Annotated in this window: 22 protein-coding genes; 5 read left to right on the top strand and 17 right to left on the bottom strand. The window is 40.5% G+C overall.

The genetic code is table 11. The features are described 5' to 3' along the window. Window positions 1-1,323 carry an SWIM zinc finger family protein gene (locus AC04Q1_RS25240; RefSeq protein WP_478367312.1) on the top strand — a complete coding sequence of 441 codons (1,323 nt, stop codon included), beginning with the start codon at window positions 1-3 and terminating at the stop codon, window positions 1,321-1,323. A gap of 96 nt (window positions 1,324-1,419) precedes the next feature. Here the strand turns inward: AC04Q1_RS25240 and AC04Q1_RS25235 are convergent, their stop codons facing one another. The 15 genes from AC04Q1_RS25235 to AC04Q1_RS25165 all read right to left on the bottom strand — a co-directional run bounded on the left by AC04Q1_RS25235 (window position 1,420) and on the right by AC04Q1_RS25165 (window position 14,193). Beyond that, entirely contained in the window at window positions 1,420-1,788 is a 369-nt protein-coding gene (locus AC04Q1_RS25235; RefSeq protein WP_478367311.1) for a lipoprotein, read from the bottom strand. Between the two features lie 40 nt (window positions 1,789-1,828). Further along, window positions 1,829-2,011 carry a hypothetical protein gene (locus tag AC04Q1_RS25230; RefSeq protein WP_478367310.1) on the bottom strand — a complete coding sequence of 61 codons (183 nt, stop codon included), beginning with the start codon at window positions 2,009-2,011 and terminating at the stop codon, window positions 1,829-1,831. 1 nt (window position 2,012) lies between these two features. Next, on the bottom strand, window positions 2,013-4,217 hold the full coding sequence (locus AC04Q1_RS25225; protein WP_478367309.1) for a peptidase domain-containing ABC transporter: 2,205 nt from the start codon (window positions 4,215-4,217) through the stop codon (window positions 2,013-2,015). A gap of 16 nt (window positions 4,218-4,233) precedes the next feature. Then, window positions 4,234-5,187 (bottom strand): LLM class flavin-dependent oxidoreductase, encoded by a 954-nt coding sequence (locus AC04Q1_RS25220; RefSeq protein WP_478367308.1) that lies wholly within the window; start codon window positions 5,185-5,187, stop codon window positions 4,234-4,236. Between the two features lie 12 nt (window positions 5,188-5,199). Next, window positions 5,200-6,444, bottom strand: coding sequence for a lanthionine synthetase LanC family protein (locus AC04Q1_RS25215; RefSeq protein ID WP_478367307.1), 1,245 nt, complete (start codon window positions 6,442-6,444; stop codon window positions 5,200-5,202). Continuing rightward, window positions 6,441-9,548: a lantibiotic dehydratase gene (locus tag AC04Q1_RS25210; RefSeq protein WP_478367306.1), complete on the bottom strand. Its 3,108-nt coding sequence runs from the start codon at window positions 9,546-9,548 to the stop codon at window positions 6,441-6,443. Before AC04Q1_RS25210 ends, AC04Q1_RS25215 begins: the two co-directional genes overlap by 4 nt. Before the next feature lie 10 nt (window positions 9,549-9,558). After that, window positions 9,559-11,985 carry a TonB-dependent receptor gene (locus AC04Q1_RS25205; RefSeq protein WP_478367305.1) on the bottom strand — a complete coding sequence of 809 codons (2,427 nt, stop codon included), beginning with the start codon at window positions 11,983-11,985 and terminating at the stop codon, window positions 9,559-9,561. An 81-nt stretch (window positions 11,986-12,066) separates the two neighbouring features. Further along, a complete protein-coding gene (locus AC04Q1_RS25200) occupies window positions 12,067-12,300 on the bottom strand; it encodes a class I lanthipeptide (protein ID WP_478367304.1) in 234 nt (77 codons plus the stop codon). A gap of 27 nt (window positions 12,301-12,327) precedes the next feature. Then, window positions 12,328-12,558, bottom strand: coding sequence for a class I lanthipeptide (locus AC04Q1_RS25195; RefSeq protein WP_167295783.1), 231 nt, complete (start codon window positions 12,556-12,558; stop codon window positions 12,328-12,330). 37 nt (window positions 12,559-12,595) lie between these two features. Beyond that, window positions 12,596-12,826, bottom strand: coding sequence for a class I lanthipeptide (locus AC04Q1_RS25190; RefSeq protein WP_478367303.1), 231 nt, complete (start codon window positions 12,824-12,826; stop codon window positions 12,596-12,598). Window positions 12,827-12,845: 19 nt separating this feature from the next. After that, on the bottom strand, window positions 12,846-13,079 hold the full coding sequence (locus AC04Q1_RS25185) for a class I lanthipeptide (protein ID WP_478367302.1): 234 nt from the start codon (window positions 13,077-13,079) through the stop codon (window positions 12,846-12,848). Window positions 13,080-13,125: 46 nt separating this feature from the next. Further along, window positions 13,126-13,353: a class I lanthipeptide gene (locus AC04Q1_RS25180; protein WP_478367301.1), complete on the bottom strand. Its 228-nt coding sequence runs from the start codon at window positions 13,351-13,353 to the stop codon at window positions 13,126-13,128. Between the two features lie 26 nt (window positions 13,354-13,379). Then, window positions 13,380-13,610, bottom strand: coding sequence for a class I lanthipeptide (locus tag AC04Q1_RS25175; RefSeq protein ID WP_478367300.1), 231 nt, complete (start codon window positions 13,608-13,610; stop codon window positions 13,380-13,382). Between the two features lie 206 nt (window positions 13,611-13,816). Beyond that, entirely contained in the window at window positions 13,817-14,035 is a 219-nt protein-coding gene (locus tag AC04Q1_RS25170) for a hypothetical protein (protein ID WP_478367299.1), read from the bottom strand. A gap of 2 nt (window positions 14,036-14,037) precedes the next feature. Beyond that, window positions 14,038-14,193 carry a hypothetical protein gene (locus AC04Q1_RS25165; RefSeq protein WP_478367298.1) on the bottom strand — a complete coding sequence of 52 codons (156 nt, stop codon included), beginning with the start codon at window positions 14,191-14,193 and terminating at the stop codon, window positions 14,038-14,040. A gap of 149 nt (window positions 14,194-14,342) precedes the next feature. On the opposite strand from AC04Q1_RS25165, the gene AC04Q1_RS25160 reads away from it, so the two are divergent. Then, window positions 14,343-15,389: a sensor histidine kinase gene (locus AC04Q1_RS25160; protein WP_478367297.1), complete on the top strand. Its 1,047-nt coding sequence runs from the start codon at window positions 14,343-14,345 to the stop codon at window positions 15,387-15,389. Then, on the top strand, window positions 15,386-16,123 hold the full coding sequence (locus AC04Q1_RS25155) for a LytR/AlgR family response regulator transcription factor (protein WP_478367296.1): 738 nt from the start codon (window positions 15,386-15,388) through the stop codon (window positions 16,121-16,123). The genes AC04Q1_RS25160 and AC04Q1_RS25155 overlap by 4 nt, the downstream gene beginning before the upstream one ends. Here the strand turns inward: AC04Q1_RS25155 and AC04Q1_RS25150 are convergent. Beyond that, on the bottom strand, window positions 16,114-19,110 hold the full coding sequence (locus AC04Q1_RS25150; RefSeq protein ID WP_478367295.1) for a lantibiotic dehydratase: 2,997 nt from the start codon (window positions 19,108-19,110) through the stop codon (window positions 16,114-16,116). The genes AC04Q1_RS25155 and AC04Q1_RS25150 overlap by 10 nt on opposite strands. A 376-nt stretch (window positions 19,111-19,486) precedes the next feature. Here AC04Q1_RS25150 and AC04Q1_RS25145 point away from each other — a divergent pair, with 376 nt between their 5' ends. Then, window positions 19,487-20,038 (top strand): hypothetical protein, encoded by a 552-nt coding sequence (locus AC04Q1_RS25145; protein ID WP_478367294.1) that lies wholly within the window; start codon window positions 19,487-19,489, stop codon window positions 20,036-20,038. An 84-nt stretch (window positions 20,039-20,122) separates the two neighbouring features. Here the strand turns inward: AC04Q1_RS25145 and AC04Q1_RS25140 are convergent, their stop codons facing one another. Continuing rightward, window positions 20,123-21,382 (bottom strand): hypothetical protein, encoded by a 1,260-nt coding sequence (locus AC04Q1_RS25140; protein WP_478367293.1) that lies wholly within the window; start codon window positions 21,380-21,382, stop codon window positions 20,123-20,125. A 381-nt stretch (window positions 21,383-21,763) separates the two neighbouring features. Here AC04Q1_RS25140 and AC04Q1_RS25135 point away from each other — a divergent pair, with 381 nt between their 5' ends. Next, on the top strand, window positions 21,764-21,937 hold the full coding sequence (locus AC04Q1_RS25135) for a hypothetical protein (protein ID WP_478367292.1): 174 nt from the start codon (window positions 21,764-21,766) through the stop codon (window positions 21,935-21,937). Window positions 21,938-21,979: the final 42 nt, after the last annotated feature.

Below are 21,979 nucleotides of genomic sequence, written 5' to 3'. Positions count from 1 at the left end.
ATGACCGATCTACAATATCACTATAGCGGAGTTTCTACCTTTACCAAGGCTAAGGGAATAAATAGTTTAGTTTTGGCCCACCAAACCGAAATAGAAGCCGTAAACAATATCCCCTGCTTTTTCTGGGGCAGTTTAACCGATCCTTATGTTACCGCGAAATGCTGGAGCACCATAGCAAAAGTAGTACGCTCAAGCTTCGGGCCAATCCCACCAAGTTTACGCGATCCCATTGTTACTGCAGGCACCGAACGCATCAGGTTCGAAGGTTTTTCTTCATGCAATGGCGTGTATGTCAGGCTCGATATGAAACCCGAATCTATTGATGGCGAATTTATGGCCAGTGGCACCACCAATGTAGATTTTAACGACCCCATGCTCAATGCCTTAAACAGCATTCAGAAAAACGAAAAAGTAACCCTGGCCGTGGGTCAGCAGGACATGCAGGTAGTGACCAGCAAAACTAAAGTGACAGAAAAAAAGGTAACCTTGCCTACCCGTTGGATTAAAGGTTTAACCAGTGTACAGCTTTACCTGGCCGATATGGACCTGAAGTTTGAGCTGAATAAAATACAAACCATACAGCTTTTTCAAAACCTGCCAAAAGGAACTGTTAAAGGCGATTTCTTTATTGCAAAAAGAGCAGGCAAATTTATGTTCTCTACCCTGGCCACAGCCGATGCCGTTCGTGTGGGCGGTTTACACCGGCTCCGTTTGTTAGATGGCATTTTAGCCATTGCCGATAAGGTGTACATTTACGAATCGGCCGATAAACAGACCGTTGCCTTTGTGTACGAATTTGGTAAAATGCAATTGCTGATGGCTTTCTCTCCCGATGCCTACCGCGGATTTTCTGGTGAGGGCAAGGCGCTTGACCAGATGACCGAAAACCTGCCCGTAGAATGGGTTTACGGGTTAAACAGTTTGCTTAAAGCCAACGAAAACTTCGATCCCACTTTACTTTCCATCGAACATGATATCGATTTTGGCACCATGGATCAGCTCACCTCGAGCTTATCATCAATGGGTTTACTCGGTTACGATGTAATGGGTAGAAATCATTTTTACCGTCAGCTTCCATTCAAAACAGAACGAATATTAAGCTTAAACCCCCGGTTAAAAAATGCTAGGAAACTGATCAATGAGCAACAGGTCAGGATCCTTAAAAAGGAAAACGGTTATATCGAAGCAGAGGTAAAAGGCACAGGAGTATTACACAAGGTTGTTATCGATAAACAGGGTTACCGTTGTACCTGCGAATGGTTTACCACTTATCAGGGCCAAAGAGGAATCTGTAAGCATATTCTGGCCGTAAAGATGAGTTAATTGGTAATTAGTCTATTGGTGATTAATCCATTGGTGATTGCCTTGCAGGTTAATCGACTCAAGACTCCGGACTCTGGACTGATAAGCTTTCTCTTTTCATGGCAATATAAAACTAAGACTATAATGAGCAGTTTTATTGGTTTTACTCACTGTAGAAACCGGTTTTTGATCGACTAAAACAGAGGCAGACTGTTTATCTTTCGAATCGACAGTAAACTGTACTTTTTGTTTCGATTTCAGCATTATAGTCTTTTCCCATTCGCCCGAAATATTTTCTAAAACTTTCTGACTTCCACTTTCATCAGTATAAGAGATACTGGCATTGCTACTGGCCAACACTTTGTAAGTTACATTGTAGCTGGGTTTGGTTTCCATGTTAAGTGGTCCTTTGTTCAGTTCGTAATTGCCATACGAGCAGGCACTTAAAAGTGTGATCAAAACGATAAAAATGATATACTTCTGCATAATATTTTAATTGATTTATAATGATAGATGACCTAAAGATTTACTTCGTATACCCGAAATAGTTAAAGATGCTTAATATTTTGATATCTTCTTTAAAAAAATAGGCTAAAGCCGTAACAATAATTACCGTGAGCATAATACCCGACCCAAAACGGACAATACCCTTAGGCTTTTTATTAAGGATATGCCTGATATCGGGGCTCATTTTATCTTGAATTTCCATATTACTTTATTTTTTCGAGTTGATTATTGATTAAATTGAAATAAGGTCCTTTATTCTTCATTAAGGTTTCATGATTTCCCGCTTCCAGGATCCTGCCGTATTCCATCACAAATATCTGGTCGGCATTTTTGATGGTACTCAATCTATGGGCAACAATAACCACTGTTCTGTTATCGAAGAAATCCCTCAGATTATTCATAATGGTTTGCTCATTGTTAGAATCCAACGCATTTGTAGCTTCATCAAAAAGCAGGAGCTCGGGATTTTTGTAAACGGCACGGGCAATTAATAAACGCTGCCTCTGGCCCTGTGATATCCCATTTGCCCCAATCCCAATTTCTGTTTCAATTCCTTTTGGAAGGTTGTATACAAAATCGCCTATATTGGCCATTTTAATTGCATCGTGCAAACGGCTTTCGTTTATCTGTTCAAAGCCCAATGCAATATTTTTAGCGATGGTGTCAGAGAAAATAAAGCCGTCCTGTAAAACTGTTCCACAAAGGTTGCGCCACTGGCCAACATCTATATCATCGAGCTTTTCAGTGCCGATGTGGATGGTTCCACCCGTTGGATCGTACAGTTTAAGCAAGAGTTTTAACAAGGTGGTTTTTCCGCTTCCGCTCAAACCAACTATGGCTGTAATTTTTCCCTTTGGTATAACTAAGCTGAGACTATTAAAAACAGCCTTGTTTTCAAACCCCGGATAACTGAATTGAAGGTTTTGGATCGAAATGTCGCCAATTAGATGATCAATTCCGATATGTTTTCCTGTTTCTGGCTGCTCGTCCTGAATATCGTGTATCTCGTTTAAGCGCTCTAAACTCATTTTTGTATCCTGATAAGATTGCAAAAAGAAAATCAATGATTCTATTGGTGCAATAAGCTGTCCTACAATAAATTGTATGGCAAAAAGACTACCTAAACTAATCTCCCCCCTGAGGGTCATAAATGCGGCTACAAAAGTGATCCCGATGTTGCGCATTTCTGTAATCACCAGCGAGCCGGCCTGCTGATACTGATTATAGGTGAGGCCTTTTACCCTTATTTTAAACTCTTTTACAATGAGCGATTCCCATTCCCATCTTTTCTGATCGGCAGAGTTGCTGATCTTGATATCCTGAAAACCCTCTATAAGCTGTACAATTTTACTCTGAACCGAAGAGTTTACCTCAAATCTTTTTTGATCGATTTGCCTCCGTCTATTGAAAAACAAAAATACCCAGCCTACATATAAAATGCTGCTACCTGCAAAAATCAAGAACAATATGCTACTGAAGTGGAATAGAATAATACTTAATACACAAATGTTGAAACAAGAAAATACAGTAGTTAAGGTATTGCTGGTTAAAAAATTTTCTATACGCGTATGATCGTTAACACGCTGCATTACATCGCCCTGTTTGCGTGTTTCGAAAAAAGATAGCGGTAGGTTTAATAACTTGATAAAAAAGCTGACCAAAATATTGAGGTTTACCCTTACGCTCACGAACAATAAAATCCACGACCGCACAAACTCGATAAAAGATTTGGATGCAAATACCACTACCTGACCAATTAGTACGAGGTAAATGATGTTTACTTCTTTAAGTTTTATCCCCTTGTCAATTAGTAATTTGCTTAAGAATGGCAAACTCAATTCCAGTATCGAGCTGGCTACAAGGCCGATCAAAAGTTGAAAAATCAATGATTTATGTTTTTTCAGATAGCCTAAAAGTTTCCATAAACTTACATTGGTCTGCGTTTCCTGTTCCTCTTGATTAAGCTGTTCGAGGTCTGCATCGGGTTCTAAAATAAGGGCATATCCTTTTTCCTCTACGGCATTCCAGTGCTCCAAAAATTCGGCCCTGCCGATCTTCACTTTTCCCTGGGCAGGATCGATAATTACGGCTTCATCTTTGGTCAGTTTTTTCAGCACAACAAAATGATTGGTTTTCCAATGGATAATGGCAGGCCAGATATCCGCATTGATCAAATCATCATAATGCAGTTTTACACATATCGCATTCATGCCAAACTTTTCTGCAGCTATTTTAATTCCCAGAAAGGTACTTCCATCGCGGTTTACCCTGCAGGCTTGCCTAATGGTATTTAAGGTATATGATTTTCCGTAGTAACGTAAAATCATGCGTAGGCAGGTTGGTCCGCAATCTTTTGTTTCTAATTGCCTGTATATTGGAATCGATGGTCGATAGTTTAATTTGAACATGGTAGATTTTTTTAAATTAGGCTACTAACTGTTGTTTGTTTTTCATTCCAAAAACCTCACTGATCCAGGCCATACTTTCCCTTCTGTCTTCAGGGTTACGGGCCAGATCATAAAATATAACTTCGTCGGCATCATACTGTTCGGCATAAGCAGACAGTTTATCAAGGAGTTCCTGAGGCTCACAGCACAATCTTGTTGTTGGTTCTACAAAATCAAATTCTGCTTCAGAAAGTGCTACAACTTCTGCTCTTTTGGTTTTATTTGGACTGGTAAATCCGGCCAGGGCAATATTAACCTCTGGCAGGCGGCCATATTGTTTGTAAAAGTCATCCCGATAGGATTTGAGGTTGTCAAGGCCTTTTTCCAGGTTTACACCTTTATGGAAAAGTGTTCTGGAGCAGTTTAACTGGTTGCCGAGGCTAGCTTGATAGCTGTGTGGCGAACCGCCCAGGTTCCAAAGGGAAGGTACAGCGCCTTTATATGGTGAAAGAATGACCCCGTTTTTTACATGCTCATCCTCATGATGTAATAAACTGCTTATGGCTGTGATCTGGTTTTGGATATTTTGTACACCTTCCTCATAACTGGTGATTTTGGGTTGACTGAAGTATGGTAAAAAATTACTCCCCGGAGTGCCTTTTGCAAAACCCAGGTCGATGCGGTTGTTGAATAAATTATTCAACATCTTGTAACTAGATGCTGTTCTAATAGGCGAGGTATAACCTACTAATACACCTGCTACGCCAACACGGATGCTATTGGTATTGCCACATATAAGGGGCAAAAGCATATCGGGGCTAAACCAGGGTGAGTTGGCCGAAGTAATAAAGTGCTCTCCGTACCATAAGCGGTGAAAACCAAGTTTTTCTGCTAATACTGCATCATCAATAACACTTTCGATAATAGAAAGGCTATCCATTTTTTTAGATCTTGTACCAAAATCCATTAAGCCAATTTTTTTAATACTCATAACCTTTAATATTTAAGATAAAAGAAACATATCGGTCCAATTTGCAGCTATATCATTATGTTCTGCAGCTGCCAGCACAAACATTGCTCCTGCTACTCCTTCTAATAAGCCAAATGATGAGGGCTTGTTCATGAAATCGGGGTTGTTAAGGTCTTTCTCCAAATGGTTGAGCGTAGTCTCCAGCCATACCTGTGCGGCTTCGTGATAAATTTCATGTCCCGAAAATTTATACAGACGATCTAGAAAGAGTGCTATGCCCGATGTACCGTGGCAGAAATGGGAATTAATTTTTATCCCCAAGGCGGGTACGGTTATTAACCGTGTGGCCATAGTCTTGCCAACCTGATCGGCTATATCAGCATAGGCAGGTTGTTTAAACGATAAGCTACTCTGATACAGTAACCATACTACAGCCAGGTCTCCATAACACCAGCTGTAATTTTCCGCATAAAAATCGCCATCAATCAACTCTTTTTTGGTGAGTTCTTGATTAACCAATAGTGGAAATGCCGATAGCGAAGCTTCTATCGTTCTGGGATGATAGTGATTGATGAAATAATCAATTCCAAGCTGAATGGCAGGGCCCAGTTTTTCCTGTTCAATACCTGCATTATAAATATTTAACAGTACCAATAAAATACCGGCATTACCGTGCGAAAGGCTCATATTGGTATTATCTGTATTTTGAAACAGTTTAACCGTACTGTTCGGAAACCGCAATCCTTTTTCGTCTACAACAGCAAGCTTTAACAATTCATCGACAAGCGTACTTAAGTAATATGCCCGGTTGGGGTCTTTACTGTTTAAAAGATATAACATTTGCCCACTGGCCCCGTGTAAAAAATCGGTATTTTCTTCAGTGAGTAATTTCTGTGTATCTTTAAAAATGAGTTCATTAATAGGCAGCACCTCTTCTAAGAACAGTTCGTCAAGGTAATCCTGTTCTACCAGTTTTTGGATGAGAAAATAGAACCCCGATAATCCGCTGCAGAAGGTCATATATTTACTTGCTTCGTTATCTTGCGAATTGTAAGATTCGACCAGTTTTTCTAATGCAGCATATGCTTCGGTTTCTCCTTCTGGAAAAGCCTTTAGCAAGCTAAAATAATAATATACTATACCTGCATAGCCATTAAATAAGTTGCCGTTAGTGATAAATTCCGGCTGATTTTCCTGGTGGTGAAGCAAATGTTTGATCTGCTCGAATACCACTTTAAACCGGGTACTAACCTCTGTTTCTGCTTGTAAAGTGCTCATATTTTTGTTTTTTGACGGTGAAAGGTTGATTTATAATACATTAATAGAAAATCGTAAACGACAAGTTCGTGCACACGCTGTTTGGTTTTAAATAAACGGTTCATATTCATATGGATGTAGCTGATCAAAAAGTCGTTTAAATGCTGACCGATCAATCCCTGTGCGATCTTCTTTTTTAAGGCCTGGGCCAAAGGGATAATTTCGAAACTTCTATATTGAAGCAAATCCGAACCAGAAAAATCATTTCCTGCATCTAAATGTTTTGCAATAAGCTCTTTGCTAAACCTGTATTTTTGCGATAATTGTTTGATCAGCAAAGCATCTGAATTAAATTCCTGATGGAAGGAGGCTGATAAAACTTCCATTACCCTTAATTTATCGGGTAAAGAAAACTCGAAATCGTTCAGCAGGCTATCGATAGATCTGATGCCCCAGAGCCAGCGCAGCTGCTCAAAATTTTCTACCATGTCCCTGCGGGATAAGAAGCTCGATACAGCCAGGCTATCGTGGTAAAATAACTGCTCACTTAACTCCATTCCTGCTGCACTATAGCGTTCAATTTCTCGCTCATAGGTGTCAAACTGTATTTTCCAGATTAAACCTGTTTCCGAAAGTGTTTCAAAAGTTTTATTGATTTCGCGCATGATGTTAGCCAAACCTGCTGTAGCTGTTACGTGTACCCTAAACCTTAAGTGTGGCTCCGGATCTGCGTAGCGGATAAAAAACCATTGATCGATTAATCCGGCACTTGTTAATTTTTTTCCAAGTTCCAATAGCTCATTTCCAATGAGTTGGTCTGCAGTTTTTACGCCGCTATAAATTTTTGCATACAGCCATTCCTCTCCGGGAAAGTATTGCCTTTTTATTTCGTTATCATTTTTACGGATTGGGTTAAACACGGCGGTTGGTCTTTTTTTACTGTCTTTTCTCGTTAATAATGCAACAAACTGGTTGTTTACTGCTTTTGCATCTGCATCTTTTAATATCGAACCGCTAACCGGCAAATGTTCTTTCAAGGTAATTTGGCTGCGTTTTTTACAGGCCGATAACCAGGCAAGGATTTCGATCCGGTTTTCTTGATGCACCAACAGTTCATTGTCTTCATCGGCGTAAACAAAGGTTTTTGGGAGCGCCCACTTCTCAAAAAAAAGTTTCAGTTTCTTTTCATGTTCAGGGGCATTAATTTCCAGTATTTCTTTAATGTCGCTGGCCTGTAGATACCATGACGCCAATGAGAGGATTACCCCTTTGTATTTGATCCTTGGGATTTTAAAAACCCCCATTTTTGGTAATACCTCTAAGTTTAAACCTAACCAGTATTTATGGTCTATGCCCTGCAGATCGCCAAGAAAATGATATACTGGCAGGGCATTCATGCCATAGTTGTGCGCATTGCTTAACCTTGGTATTATGGCCTTGTTTAATCGTTTACTCCTTAAAAAAAGCTGTCCGTTACGTACCGATACCATCAGATCGCTTAAGCTGATCTCACTTTCATCAGAGGTGCTGCCTGCCAATACCGGAATCTGATAATCTCTAAATTTAGGCCTCGAAGCGATGTTGCCATGACGGTCTTCGGGAAGGTGTGCCACTTCAGCTACTATCGCATCCTGATAATAGGCATTTTCTGCTGTATTGATATCCTGTAACATCCGGCCAAATTTTTGATCGCCATAACCAAATCTGCCGATCATACAGGCGCCGGTTGGCCATCCGCAATGTTCAAGGTAAACCTGATCATGCTCGCCACCATCCAGTCTGAAAATGATAGAGAAACTTGGTGGCAGCTCTGATGGGTTAATGTTGAGGTTACCCAGATCATGCTGGTCAATATTGATTTCAGTGCCAGTAGGGTTGCTTGTTAAATAACCAATAAGCCATTTACCCAGATCGGTATATTGTGTTTCCCTGATTTCGCTTGCCGTACCCGACGAAAAAACCATGCGGTGCACCAATGGGGCTTCGCCCGCTAAGTTGGTGTTTGCAGCATAACCAATACCCGATTCAGGATCCAGCGCCTGCAGCAAAGGTATTTCCTGCTCATCATAACGTTCGGCAAACCGGGTTTTAAAAGCCTGTAGGTCTTTGTTATTGTGCTTTGGTGTAACCTGGCTTAGAAACTGAATGGCTTCCATCAGCTTATCGGCATAGGTGTTACTGAGTGTTTGTGCGGTACCATCTTTATAAAGATCAATCTGGAACATGCTATCGCTATTAAATTCGATGTTCAGGTCATGCAGTATTTTAGTGATTTGTTCTTTTTTATAAATGGTATTTTCTGTTTTTGACAAGATGTTTTTAATCTGTGTAAAAGCTGTGAAGTAAGTGTGTGCATCTTTATTGCTTGCATCTGCCAATAGCACATTTTCTAAACTTTCTATAATCTGATCTAAAAAATCAGGGCCACTAACCCTTGGCTCTAGGTCGCTAAGCAAAATCTGACCATCAATCAGTTCATTTAAAAAAGCAATCGCCTCTTCTTTATCCACCTCGAAAGCATCTGTAATAAAAGCCACAATGGTACTATAAGGTTGTGCAGTACTACAGAACTCGATTATCTCCTGTAAATATTCCGAACCTGTTACCGACGATACGGTATATTTCCGGTAGCCCAGGGTTTTGTAATCAACCATCCTATAGTTTCCATCTATATCGTAAAGGGTTTTGTTAACACTATACTTTAAGGCCTTTTTAATGCGCTCGTTTTTTAACACATACCGGAAAATGGTACAAAGCAAGCCCATATCCAAACGGGCATGTTTGCTGATGGTGCCTAGCGCTATCTGGGTGTTTTCTGCCCAGGCCACAGGTGCACAGCCGGCAAAAAGACCAAAGGGAGTCGCTCTATTCTTAGTTCTGTTAATATATTTTGATAAGGCAACTTCTATTTTTTCGAGCTTTTTAGGGTCAGTAATTGTATCGATCCTAAGTACCGCTTCATAAAGATCTTTTGAAGCGATCCATAAAGCCTCCATAAAGAAATCATCTTCAATAAACTGATAGATCAGTTCTTTAGTGATCTGCCCCTCGTTGTGGTAAGATGGAAACCGGAGCATCAGATCTGGCAAGAACTGGTATTGCTCGTTAATTGTGTCAGTCTTCATAATTTGCTGTTTAAAAACCAATTGGGTTAGTGCTTCCTTCTTTGGTATCGTTGTCTTTAATATTGGTTTTGCTCTTTTTATTTACTTTATCGTTGCCAAACTGATAGCTAAATCCAAAAGTTAGCCCTCTGCCATAAACTGATTGTATATTTTGGTTGGTTAGGCCCCCGTTAATATTGAGCATGTCGTATTCGATCTTATTGTTCAACGGATTGATTACCCCAATGCTCAGGTTGATCCTATCTTTCATGAACGATTTATTTAAGCTAACAGAAGAAGTATTGGGCATTACTGTTCTGCTCTGAAAAAAATAGTTATTTGAATACAGGTAATATTCGGCCTGTAGGTTATAGCCACCTTTAAAGTTGTAGGTGCCGATAAAACTGGCATTAAAGTTTAATTTCTCGTTGTAAGTGGCATTAAATGCCGCATCGTTGGTTGAGATGAGGTTTAATGTACCGCCTACTGTTAAGCCCAATGATTTTGTAATGCTAAGGTTTAGGTTTGCCGATGTGCCAAACTGCCTGTACGATCCAATATTTTTGTACGAGATCTGGTTAACGTTGTTTACAAACTCGTTTACCCGTAAAATATAATCAGACCAGAAATCGGCACTGGCATCTACATACAAATATGCCTTGCCTGCATTGTGCGAGAAGGCCAAACTCAGGCCATTTTTATGTTCTGGCAAAAGATCAGGGTTCCCCTGTGCTACGGTATTTGCATTTACAAAATTTTGGAATGGGTTTAGGTAAGAAATTCCCGGCCTCGAAATTTTGTAGCTGTAAGTGAGGCTGATCATTCCATTTTTAAGGTTTTTACCGATTACATAAGTAGGTAAAAAACTGTTGAAGCCTTGATTAACACTGTTGTTAGTCGATATGAATTTGGCATCATTCTGTGTTCTTTCGTAGCGCATACCGCCAATCATGGTCCATTTTTTTTGCAGCATCAGCTGGAACTGTGCAAATGCTGCGTAAATGCCCTGATTGTATGTATATTCATCAGCTGTAGTAGGTGCTGTTGTTAACTGGGAACTGAGGGCATTTTGATATTTTGAACCAAAGTGCCTGTTGGTAATTTTAATGCCTGCCTGTAATTTATGTTTGCCAACCGGAAGTTTATAGTCTGATTGCAGGATCAGGGTACGGATAGTACTGTTGTTGCTGCTCAGCTCCTGTAATACTGGGATATTTGTTCCGGAGACATAATTGTTGATGCTGTTGTTTAAATTGTCTTGTTTGCCAGTAGTAAAAAGTGCTCCAACATTAAACTCTTTGCCCGGTTTATCGAACTTAAGTTTATAATCTAAATTGGTTGATAAACTGTTGGCCTTAACCGAATTATCCGAAAAACGGTTAAATACATTTACAGCACCCTGATCGTTAATATTCGTTTGTAAATTTTGGTTAAAGGTATATGGTGAATTGGAAGCCGTTAAACCTGCATTTAATGATTCGTTTTTGTTGATCTGGTAAAACAGGCCGCTATTTACATAAACAGGATTTCCGTCGTAACCCAAATTGCCACCCTGTGTTTGCAAAAAATTGCTCCTCGAGTAAAGCTGGTTGCTAAACCCTACTGTTTTAAAATTGGTATAACTTCCGTTGATCGAAAAATTAACCTTGCCTACACCGTATGTAAAATTTAAGGTTGGTTTGGTAGTATAGCTTTTGCCGATGGTTGATTCTACACCTACGGTAAGATTGCCGCCTAAGGCGAGTTTATTTTTTGTTATGATGTTAATGATACCTGCCAAACTCTCGCCATCGCTGCTTGCACCTGGGTTGGTAATCACTTCTATACTTTCTACATTTGCCGTTGGAATCATTTTAAGGGCCTGGTCTACCGGTATGGCGTAATCGGTAACCGAACGGCCATTAACCTGTACCTGTACTTTTTCACTTCCTTTTAAAGAAGGAACGCCTTTAAAATCAACCGTAACCAACGGAACTTTTTTGATCACCTCGCTGAGTGATTTATTTTTGGCCATCGGATCACGGTCTACATGGTAAACGATCTTTTCGGCGGTGTTTTCAATAATTTTTCTTTTTGCATAAACCGAAACTTCATTTAAGAGTTCGGTTTTAATTTTCACATTAAAAACCCTGTTAACCATATGTTCAGGATTATCTGCTACGACCAAATTAAAAACCTGGTTTTCGTTGCCCATATAAAATACTTTAACCTGATAGGTACCCGCTTTTATCTTTACTTCAAACTGCCCAAGGGTATCGGTTAAGGCCTGGGTTACCTGTTTTTGCCCGTTGTTGATTACAACCTGTGCATAAATAAGTGGTTCTTTGGTAACAGAATCGATTACCTTGCCGGTAAATTTTAAGCTTACGCTATCCGTAATACTGTTTGCAACCTTCGCTGGAGCAGCGATAGCAGCAGTACTTAAAAAAACGAGCATCAATATTATATATGTTTTCATAGCTTATGGTGTTGTGCAGCAATTGTTAAAATTGCAAGCGGTTAAAAACATTGCCGGCATTTACCGGCAATGTGCATTGGTTTAGCAACTACATTTACATGTACTTGATACCGGACAGGTTTGAGATGCGATAATTGACTGTTTACCGCAACTTCCTCCTTCAGCCTCGGCAGCAGAAAGGATCGGAATGTCGATAACAACGGTAGAGCCATCTGCAGCAACCTGGCCGCCAGATACCAATTCCATTTGCTCTTCATTAAGCTTTGCTACTGTTTCTTTGTTCAGCGACAGTTTGGTTTTTAATTGCTTTTTCATGTAATTTAGATTATGGTTAATGATTGATTATTTACAGCTACACTCGCAGGTGCTACTTACCGGACAGGTTTTAGAAGCGATGATGGATTGTTTACCACAGCTATCGCCACTGTCAACAGCATCAAGGCTAAGGCCGATTACAATGGTTGAACCTTCTGCAGCAGCCTGGCCACCAGCAACCAATTCCATTTGCTCTTCGTTGAGCTTCGCTACCGTTTCTTTGTTTAGCGACAGTTTAGTTTTTAATTGTTTTTTCATGTTTTTAATTGTTTTTTGTATAGATTGATTTAATTTTTTAACAGCTACATTTACATGTACTTGATACCGGACAGGTTTTAGAAGCGATAATAGACTGTTTACCACAGCTATCACCTTCAGCTGCCAATGATTCGGATTCGAAGCCGATTACCACAGTTGAGCCTTCTGCGGCGGCCTGGCCACCAGCAATCAATTCCATTTGCTCATCGTTTAGCCTGGCTACCGTTTCTTTGTTTAGCGACAGTTTGGTTTTTAATTGTTTTTTCATGTTTTTATAGATAGGTTGTTTATGAGCAGGTACAAACGCAAGTACTGGTTACCGGACAGGTTTTGGAAGCGATGATTGATTTTTGGCCACAGCTACCTCCTTCGGCAGCATCTGCTTCCAGGCTAAGGCCAACGACGAAAGTACTGCCATCTGCTGCAGCCTGCCCGCCTGCTACCAGGTCCATTTGCTCTTCATTGAGCTTTGCTACTGTTTCCTTGTTTAGCACAAGTTTGGTTTTGAATTGTTTTTTCATAAGATTTGATTATATGGTGAATTAAATTGTTTTGTTGTTTGTATTGCTAGCATCCCGGGCAGTTACAGGTTGCAGATGCCGGACAGGTCCTGGAATTGACGATGGATTTTTTTTCGCAGGCATCTTCTTCCCCTGTCACCACATCCAAACCGATTACAATGGTTGCATCGGCCCCAATGGCCTGTCCACCGGCAAGCAGTTGCATTTGCTCTTCGTTTAGCTTAGCCACTGTTTCTTTATTCAGTGATAGTTTTATGTTGATCGGTTTTTTCATGGTGGTGTTTGTTTAAATCAGCTAGGTTATTCGCATACGCATAAACAAGAGCTTGTTGCCGGACAGGTTTTTGAAACCTGAAAAGTTTGCGGGCCGCAGTTTCCTACATCTCCCAGGGCTTCCGATTCTGTTTTAATAGTGACTGCCGATTCAGCGTTTAACCCTTGTCCGCCGGACAAAAGAGCCATCTGCTCCTCATTTAATTTTGCAATGGTTTCTTTGGCCAGGGAAAGCTTGGTTTTAGGTTGTTTTTTCATGTTCCATAGTTTAAAAGGGATGAATAATAAACTATCAGGAGAAGATTAAGGGCTTAGCGGATAGTAGATGGCTATCCGCTAAAACACCTTATATAGAGCCGTTTCGAGTGTTTTTCATAGGTAGAATTTGCTGTTCGGGCTATTGTATCTATCGGTACAGGGATGTCTTTGTCTGCTCACACCGGTTTTTGGTGCCGATGGCAGAACTATAACAAGCTGTCTTCCTGACTTACGCGTTTGTTGTACTGGCTCCGCTGGACGATGTGCGTTAAGGCATAGCCCGACATTTGCCCTTCAAATGGAAGATTCAAAGTGAAGCGGATATCATCTTCCGACTGGCCTCCACCTATCATATCACTTAGCTCATCCGACAGCATGGTTGCCGTGCTTTCCAGTCCTAGTTTTTTTAATAATGTTACTTTCATAATTAAATGCCTGTTAGTGTTGAGGTTACAACTGTTTCTGTTGGGAAATAATTGTTACGCTGATTAAAAACCATTGTTTTTGCAGACGTACTGCGATTAAGAATCTGAATTTGTTTAACTTCGATTTGTGGTAGCGAAACTTTAGTTTGATTTTTCATAGCTTTATCGTTTGTTGTTGATATAAATGTGCGGTTTGTTCAAAAGCTTGCAAAATAATTTGTACCAATGAGCGGTTTTGGATGACGAATGAGTAGCTATAAAAGGACAAGTGAATATTCCGTTTCGGGAAGCAGATATCCAGATTTAAATGAATAGAAAAAATATCGGTGTACATTTCATAGTGTGGGGCGCGTATATTCTGTACGAAGTTCTTCTCAGTTATTTTGCCGGGCTTGACCTCCGCCCTACGTTTACTGTATTATCATTTACCATCAATATTGCGGTATTTTATGCCACCTGGCTGGGTTTTACATTTGTTAAAGAGCGCAGCAGCTCATTGGTGATGAAAGCCCTTGGCATTTTAGGGATTACTGTGGTTACCCTTGCCGTTTCTGTCGTATCGAAGATGGCGGTCGAAGTTTTCATCTATCATAAGGATATTGCTGTTTATTTAACCCATTATCAGATCACTGCGCTAATTATGCGGTGGCTTTATTTTTACATCATCGCGGTTGGCTTTAGTTTTGCGCAACTGGCCGCAAAACGGAATAAGGAGGCTTACCTGTACAACCTCGAAAAGCTTGGTATGTTACAGGAGCAGGAACGGTTGAAAAAGAATGCAATAGAGGCCGAACTCAACCTCGTTAAGTCGCAAATCAACCCTCATTTTGTATTCAATACGCTTGGTTTTCTACACGCTAAAACCTATAAGGCGATGCCCGATGTAGCCAAATCGATCCTGATGTTATCGAATGTGATGCGGCATGCACTAACAGGTAGCGAAGATGGTTATAGCAGTTTGGAAAGCGAACTGAGTTATATCCACGATTTTATCCGCATCCATGATGAAAGAAACGAATCGCTCTCCATGCAGTATAAACTTGAGAGAAATACGGCTAATAAAAAGGTGATTTCCCTCATCCTTATTACATTGGTAGAGAATATTTTTAAACACGGTGTGATAAAAGACCCTGGAAAGGATGCAATTTTAAATATTGAAGTAATCGATAATGACCTTCATTTTTATTCTTTCAACTATAAAAACAATAATAAAAAAGTACACTCAAATAAAATAGGAATAGCATATGTAAAGCAGAGGCTAAACGAATTATATCCCGATAATCATCTGCTAATCATTTCAGAAACAGAAGAAACTTACGAATGTAAATTAAAATTCCCCCTAAAAACGCTATGAAACAACTTAACTGTATCATTATTGATGATGAGCCCTATGCGCACAACATTTTAAAAGATTATGTAAATAAGGTTCCTTATCTAAGTTTGATTGGTGTATTTACGAATCCCATAGAGGCTTTGGTCGAAATTAAAAGCAATAGTATCGATCTGCTTTTTCTGGATATCAATATGCCCGAACTATCGGGTATAGACCTGATCAAGATGCTGCCCCCGGGTATTGAGGTCATTATTACTTCAGCATACAGTGAGTTTGCTGTTGCTGGTTTCGAAAACAACGTTTTAGATTACCTGTTAAAGCCTTATTCGTTCGACCGTTTTTTAAATGCCACGCAAAAAGTGCTCGATAAACTGATGCTTCACTCCTTAAAAAAAGATCAGGGGAACGCGCAGAATACACCCAAAACAGATGCCTTTTATTTAAAAACCGACCGGGGCAAAATTGTGAGGATCAATTTCGAAGATATACTCTACATAGAAGGGCTTAAAAACTATTGTTCAGTATTTACAGATACCCAGCGGCATGTATCCTTAGTGAGCATGAAATCACTTGCTGACGGTTTGCCGGAAGGTGAATTTATCAGGACCCACAAATCGTATATTATCGCAATCAAGAAAATTAAATCTATTGATGGCAATATGATCTTGTTTGATCATATCACAGAAAAGGTGCCTATTGGTGTTACCTACCGCGACAGCTTTTTCTATATGTTAAACAAAACGCTCTACAAATAATTTTGTGTTGCCCTTGCCAGACCAGATTTTAGTTGCTTAACCATCATCCCATATAAAAGGCATTCGTGCAGGCGCTGCTGGTTAACAAAATACCGGTTTACCAACATATGGATCAGGCCGCCTAAAAAGCTATCGTTCCAATCAATCTGTTGCCCTTTAAGCAGCTCATCTATTTCGCTGCGCCTGTTGTTCAGCAGGGTTTCGTATTCGTTTGCCAACTCAGGGAGGATGGCGCCGTACTTTCTAAATAACTGGTCGATCTGGATTTTAACCACTTTGCTGTCCATTTCCTTTAAAAAAAATGCCAGCTGTGTTTCCGCGAATTTTAGTTGTATGGCCGCATCTTTGCTTTTGCGCGATAAGTATTCTTTCATTACCCAAAAAATAATCAGCCAGCCCTGCTCGGTATAGTCGTTATTTTCGAACAGCATAAAAATATATGAGCAAAATCTGCTGTCGATATCAAACAGGCTCTCAGCAAGCGCAATCTGTTCGGCACCATAACGTTCAATCTCCCGTTCATAAGTATCCAGTTGGATGTTACTGATCTGCTGGTGCAGGATGAAAGGATCGAGTACCTGCTTAACCAAAAAATAAGCCTGTTGAAAATCATCTGCGCTATGCAGCAATATCCGCAAGCGGATATGGTGGCCATGTTCGTAATAACGGATAAAAAACCATTTTTTATAATCGATTGTCCCCGAATTTTTATCCAGGAGTTTAAATAGTGCTATTAAAACCTGTTGCGCGGTATTTTCGTTTAAAAATATTTTGATGTATAACCATTCGCTACCCGGAAAGTAATGGCGGGTGATGGTACTGTCGCTTAACTGGTAACTGGTTTTTTTTACCTCTGTTGCCGCAAAAAGGGGCGCTACAAACTGGTGTGCATATCGGTTTCCTGCCTCATCCTGTAATGCTGGCACCATATCGCCATGCAAACATTCTTTCAATATCAACTCTTTAACTGTTTTAGCGGCTTCCTTTAAAAAAACATCAACCGATAAGGCATTTTCTACATCTATTAACAGTTCGTTGTCGCCATTTACCACAAAAAATTTGTTTGGTATCTTCCATTCCAATCTAAACTGCTCAAAAGCTTCTAACCGTTGCCTTTCGCTACTTGTTTTTTTTGTAACCGCAGTCAGGTTAGCAGTGTTGAATTTCCAGGTGGCGCGATGTAAAATGAGACCAAAGGCAGTATCAACCCTCGGAAAGAACACAAAATCTTTTGCCAACCTGCCCCAGTTAAAGCTTAACCCGGCAGGCCCGGTTTGATGCTGGATATCACATAAAAATGTGTATATCGGATGTTGCGAACGGTTATAGTTGTAGGCACTGCTCAACTTCGGGATAATCTCCCGTTGCTCCGTTTTCGAAAACAGTTTAAAGAGGCCATTCTGTAAGCTTACCTCAATATCGGCCAGGTTAATGATCTGCGGGCCGTTTGCGCGGTCTACATATTGCAACTCGTGCGACCAAAATTGGGGATGCGACATAACATTGGCTGAGCGCTCTTCGGGCAGGTGAATAATTTCTGCATAAATGGCATCAGGGTTGGCCAGTGTTTCTTCGGCAGCCATAGCCTTCGCCAACTGTTTAATTTCTGCGCTGGCATCGGCAAACCTGGCTAAAAGCCCTAAACTACCAGTACCCGGAACCAGTTCGAGGTAAACCTGATCTTCATTAAAAAGTTGAAAAACCGCTGTCAAATGATGGGGTAGTCCTGTTAAGGGTTTCTCCTGCACAAAATCTTCTGGCAGGGTAAAGGTATGGTTGCCGCTTACATTGGCCAAGGTTAATACCTTTAACAGTTTTAGGCTGGTTTCTGTATAAGGGGACTGCTCTACCGCCCTATTTAAATTTGCATTTAAGCCTTCGGTTAGTAAAGTTTCCTTGTTGTGCCACTGCCCGTATTCTATACCACTATCAGGATCGAATGCGGCTAACAAGGGGATACTGCGGCTTTGGTGACGTTGAAGGAACTGCGCCTTAAACTGTTTCAGCCGTTTAAGAGGCTCAAAATCGGTTAAATTGTTCAGCAGCTTTATCCCACGCATAAGTTTAGCCTGCAGGCTGTTTTGGATACTGGCCTCGCGTAAGTAATTTATCCTCGTTACGTGGAAACAGTTATTAGGGCTTTCGCCCAGAAGCTTTTTCAGGTTGAGCTCCACTTGCAAATAATTATCAATTATTGCTTTATCTGCCCCATTTATGTTAGCTGTTTTTTCCAGTATCGCGGTGATGGATTGTAATTCGGCCTGCATGGCAGCTGGCCAGGGCTGTGGCAGATAATCCGGGAACTGGAGCCCAATGCCCGGTTTTCCGGTATAAGTCAAAAATTGGATCTGAATGAGCTGGCTGATAAAAGCCATGGATTCTTCAGGATCGAAATCGCCGAGGAGCAGGGCAATTTCTTTACAGGGGCGAGCCGTTTTCTGCATGCTGTTAACCAGATGGGCGAGCACCTCATTGTAGGCCAGTCCGATAATTTCATAAACCCGCTCGCCTTCTACCAACTGGTAGGCAATAAACTTATACTGTTTGCCCTGTAGGTAAATGGTGTTATTGAGTGCATAATTAGCCTCAGTATTGTTTATTTCGCTCCGCGCAGCCAATTGTTCGTTAACTGCGGCATCTAACGTTAGGCCTCTTTTAAACCCCTGGCCCAGGATCAATTGCTGCGGTACATCCCATTGTAATGCCGAACAGCCCGCAAACAAACCGAAAGGAGTAGCGCGGTTGCTCATCCGTGCCAGGTATTTATAAAAGCTCCTTATTAATCCGTCTTTTTTTAAATCGCTGATTTCGCTGGTATGGCTAAAGAGTTTGTCGAGATCGTTATAGAGTGATTTGCTGGCCAGATAAATACTTTCCCGTATAAAGGGATTCTGCCACATTTGCAATAGCGATTCCATTTGCAAATTGGTATTCATAGGCAGCGCAGCCGACCTAACAATTAAATGTTGGTAGAATGAGTATTTCACAAGATGCGTAATATTAAGATGCGAAAAAAGGGACGATTGGTTTAGTTGTTGTTATGACTGACAGTCAGCGTGTAAGATAGCGAAAAAAAATATCATTTTATCAAAATATTCTTCCGCTAACCTGCCCCGTTTTTTGCTGCAAAGTATACCGCGTTGGCGGGCTATGCTGCCTGATGAAGATCCGGCGATTAATCTTTGAAAAGAAGCTTTTTCATCGGTTAATCAACGCCAAACGCCCAGCCCTAAACGCAAGGTCCCTTAAATCAACTCCAAGCTCCCAACTCCAAGCTCTCAACTCAAATTCAAACTCCCAACTCAAAGCGGCTCAATCTTTGCTTCTCCCCAAACTTAATTTTATAAGGAAACCATATAGATCATGAACAAATTACAAGCCCTATCCCGAAAACCATTAACCACCATTTTAATCCTGATTAGCATTTTCTGCTCCTCCTGCTCCGAAACCCCTGAGCGTTTCTTCGACATTGCCATCCTGAATACCAACATGATCAACGATTTTGCCAGCGCCGATCTGGCACGCCACATCAACGACGAAACCAAAGAATTTCCCGATATCCCATCCAGTAAAAAGAAAGGCAACGAAGCCGCCACCAATCTTAACAACAAAATATTATACCTCGAACAATCGCTCGATAAAGTGAAAAAGCTTTCCGCTTCAGGTGATGAAGAAAAAGAAATTCAAAAGCTTTCGCAGCAATTATACGAACTCGTGATCCCGGTATATCAGAACGAATACCTCGCCTACGCCAAACTCTGCGACAGTAAGGGCAGTCAGACCGCCAAAGATGAACTGATTAACAGCATCGACCAGAAATATGGCGCCCGCTTTGAACAAAATTTTAATGCCCTGATGGAAAAAGGCAAAGCCTACGCGCAAGAGCACAATATCCAGGTAAACTGGGGACAGTAAAAAATAATTACAGTTGGTTTAACTCAGGTGCATTACATCTGGGTTAAACCAGCACTTAGCCGCAACAATAAGTTAAACTTATCATTAGGCGAATTGCCTATCTGGAAGAATAGGAATCCGATCTGGCTCTCCTTCTTCCTTAGCATGCTTCACTTCTTTCTTTAATGTACTTACCAAATAACCACCAATACTGATTACAAAAGCAGCACATAAAAACCATAACAGACGGGTAAAATAATACCTGTAATTAGAAGTATACTTGGTTAAGATTGTGGTTGAGAGCGGCTTTAATGTCCTAGCTGTATCTGCTGGGTATATGCCCTTAAAAGTAAAATACTCATGGTTACTTCCGTAACCTTTATACCATACTTTTCCTAAGGAATATTTTGTCAGTGTATCAGGTAAAGTAATTTTCCTTTGCTGTTGTAATAGTGTAAAATCTAATGGAATAATGGCAACACCAGGTTTTTGTGCTCCAGCTTTAACAGGTTCGTAATGATCGCCATCCCAGTACATGGCATTCTCACCTACATCAGGCTTTCTAACGCTTATAGGCATACGCTCCCAAACCATAAAGGAAGTGCTGCCGATAAAGAATATCAGAACACAAGAAATTATGATGTAGCGTGGTGAGAAACGAGGTTCATAAATTGGCTCTTTAGGGGGATGGATATCTCTAGTTTTGTCTGCACCTTTATCTCCATCATTAATTTTGACAGGAATAATTATTACAGGTGGAACGGTTGGTTTATCCACAAGCTCTTTTTCGCCATTAATTTCTATTTCCCCAATTGGTTCACTAGTATTTAGACTTTCTATCTTTTCTTTTGTCTCCTTTTCTAACCCGTCATTTTTATCTGATTCTCCGTTTAGACTATCATCTCCTTTGTCAGTAGGAATATCTTCCCCATTACTATCACTATTCCCATCAGATGATGTAATAATTAAACCTTCGTTTGATTCTTTAGTTCGCTTTTTAGCCTCACGGAGACTTTTATAATAGGATCCGCTGGGCCTCGGTTTAAAATCTATTAACCAGGCCAAAAGATCACTATTTCTCTCATCAGTTGTATCTGTTTTATCTCTAATATGTTTCCATAGGGCCTTAAAATAATCCGATTTAACATCAGATATTACTTTACGGAAATCACATTTCATCTTATCTACATTAAAAAATACCGAAAGTATGTCGGCATCTTCTGGATTATATCTGCTGTCGTACACTTTCAAACAAGCATTCTTTAATGCTGCAGTTGTCGCTTTGGGTATAATCGTATGTAGCTCCCCATTATCTCTCATCTTTTTATAGGTAGACAATACTAATTCTGGGTATTCTTCAGTCATGTTTTTTAAAATTTTAGCGTAAAAATAGAACGGAATTCTCCGGAATTTTTACGGTTTTCCGGAATTCGAATGGAATTTAATAAGAATTCTCGGAATCTTCGGAATTATCTGAAAACTAGCGATTTGAAGCTTGGATATTTGTCTCAACATTTAATTCAAGCGACGGTTCAAACAATAATCCAAGCAAAGAATCAACTGTTAAAAACGAGTAGAAATCGCGGTAGTGAATAACCGGTTTGGGAAGCAGTTACCAGCTCCCGCGACAGACACTCAACACTTCCCAAAAATTGCAGAAGGCCTTCTGATTTACAACCCGGAGAAAGACCCACGAATGGTTCGTGGGCACTCTCCAAGTATTTCACATTCTAAAATTTTTGAATCATGTTTATTCCATATTTTATTGCGATCCTACTGGGATTGGCAACGCCTACAAATACAAATAGCAACTGTACCCATGATGGCGGTACAACAGTAACTACCAACGGTGATCCGGCTACGCCCCCTCCAGGTGGCGATACAGGCGGCGAAGGTGGCCAGATCAAACCACCAAAATAAGAACGGTAAATAATAAAAATAAGGCGGCACATTGTCGCCTTA

This window comes from Pedobacter humicola (assembly GCF_056490705.1).
Note: the sequence above shows the minus strand (reverse complement) of the source record. Positions and strands in the feature narration are given on the sequence as shown.

Bases quoted from the DNA above. Each gene is read 5' to 3' on its own strand.
- AC04Q1_RS25180 (WP_478367301.1), bottom strand. From the start codon at position 13,353: ATGAAAAAACCGATCAACATAAAACTATCACTGAATAAAGAAACAGTG.
- AC04Q1_RS25225 (WP_478367309.1), bottom strand. From the start codon at position 4,217: ATGTTCAAATTAAACTATCGACCATCGATTCCAATATACAGGCAATTA.
- AC04Q1_RS25175 (WP_478367300.1), bottom strand. From the start codon at position 13,610: ATGAAAAAACAACCTAAAACCAAGCTTTCCCTGGCCAAAGAAACCATT.
- AC04Q1_RS25190 (WP_478367303.1), bottom strand. From the start codon at position 12,826: ATGAAAAAACAATTAAAAACCAAACTGTCGCTAAACAAAGAAACGGTA.
- AC04Q1_RS25165 (WP_478367298.1), bottom strand. From the start codon at position 14,193: ATGAAAAATCAAACTAAAGTTTCGCTACCACAAATCGAAGTTAAACAA.
- AC04Q1_RS25240 (WP_478367312.1), top strand. From the start codon at position 1: ATGACCGATCTACAATATCACTATAGCGGAGTTTCTACCTTTACCAAG.
- AC04Q1_RS25140 (WP_478367293.1), bottom strand. From the start codon at position 21,382: ATGACTGAAGAATACCCAGAATTAGTATTGTCTACCTATAAAAAGATG.
- AC04Q1_RS25160 (WP_478367297.1), top strand. From the start codon at position 14,343: ATGAATAGAAAAAATATCGGTGTACATTTCATAGTGTGGGGCGCGTAT.
- AC04Q1_RS25195 (WP_167295783.1), bottom strand. From the start codon at position 12,558: ATGAAAAAACAATTAAAAACTAAACTGTCGCTAAACAAAGAAACGGTA.
- AC04Q1_RS25155 (WP_478367296.1), top strand. From the start codon at position 15,386: ATGAAACAACTTAACTGTATCATTATTGATGATGAGCCCTATGCGCAC.
- AC04Q1_RS25215 (WP_478367307.1), bottom strand. From the start codon at position 6,444: ATGAGCACTTTACAAGCAGAAACAGAGGTTAGTACCCGGTTTAAAGTG.
- AC04Q1_RS25235 (WP_478367311.1), bottom strand. From the start codon at position 1,788: ATGCAGAAGTATATCATTTTTATCGTTTTGATCACACTTTTAAGTGCC.
- AC04Q1_RS25200 (WP_478367304.1), bottom strand. From the start codon at position 12,300: ATGAAAAAGCAATTAAAAACCAAACTGTCGCTGAACAAAGAAACAGTA.
- AC04Q1_RS25205 (WP_478367305.1), bottom strand. From the start codon at position 11,985: ATGAAAACATATATAATATTGATGCTCGTTTTTTTAAGTACTGCTGCT.
- AC04Q1_RS25135 (WP_478367292.1), top strand. From the start codon at position 21,764: ATGTTTATTCCATATTTTATTGCGATCCTACTGGGATTGGCAACGCCT.
- AC04Q1_RS25220 (WP_478367308.1), bottom strand. From the start codon at position 5,187: ATGAGTATTAAAAAAATTGGCTTAATGGATTTTGGTACAAGATCTAAA.
- AC04Q1_RS25230 (WP_478367310.1), bottom strand. From the start codon at position 2,011: ATGGAAATTCAAGATAAAATGAGCCCCGATATCAGGCATATCCTTAAT.
- AC04Q1_RS25185 (WP_478367302.1), bottom strand. From the start codon at position 13,079: ATGAAAAAACAATTCAAAACCAAACTTGTGCTAAACAAGGAAACAGTA.
- AC04Q1_RS25210 (WP_478367306.1), bottom strand. From the start codon at position 9,548: ATGAAGACTGACACAATTAACGAGCAATACCAGTTCTTGCCAGATCTG.
- AC04Q1_RS25170 (WP_478367299.1), bottom strand. From the start codon at position 14,035: ATGAAAGTAACATTATTAAAAAAACTAGGACTGGAAAGCACGGCAACC.
- AC04Q1_RS25145 (WP_478367294.1), top strand. From the start codon at position 19,487: ATGAACAAATTACAAGCCCTATCCCGAAAACCATTAACCACCATTTTA.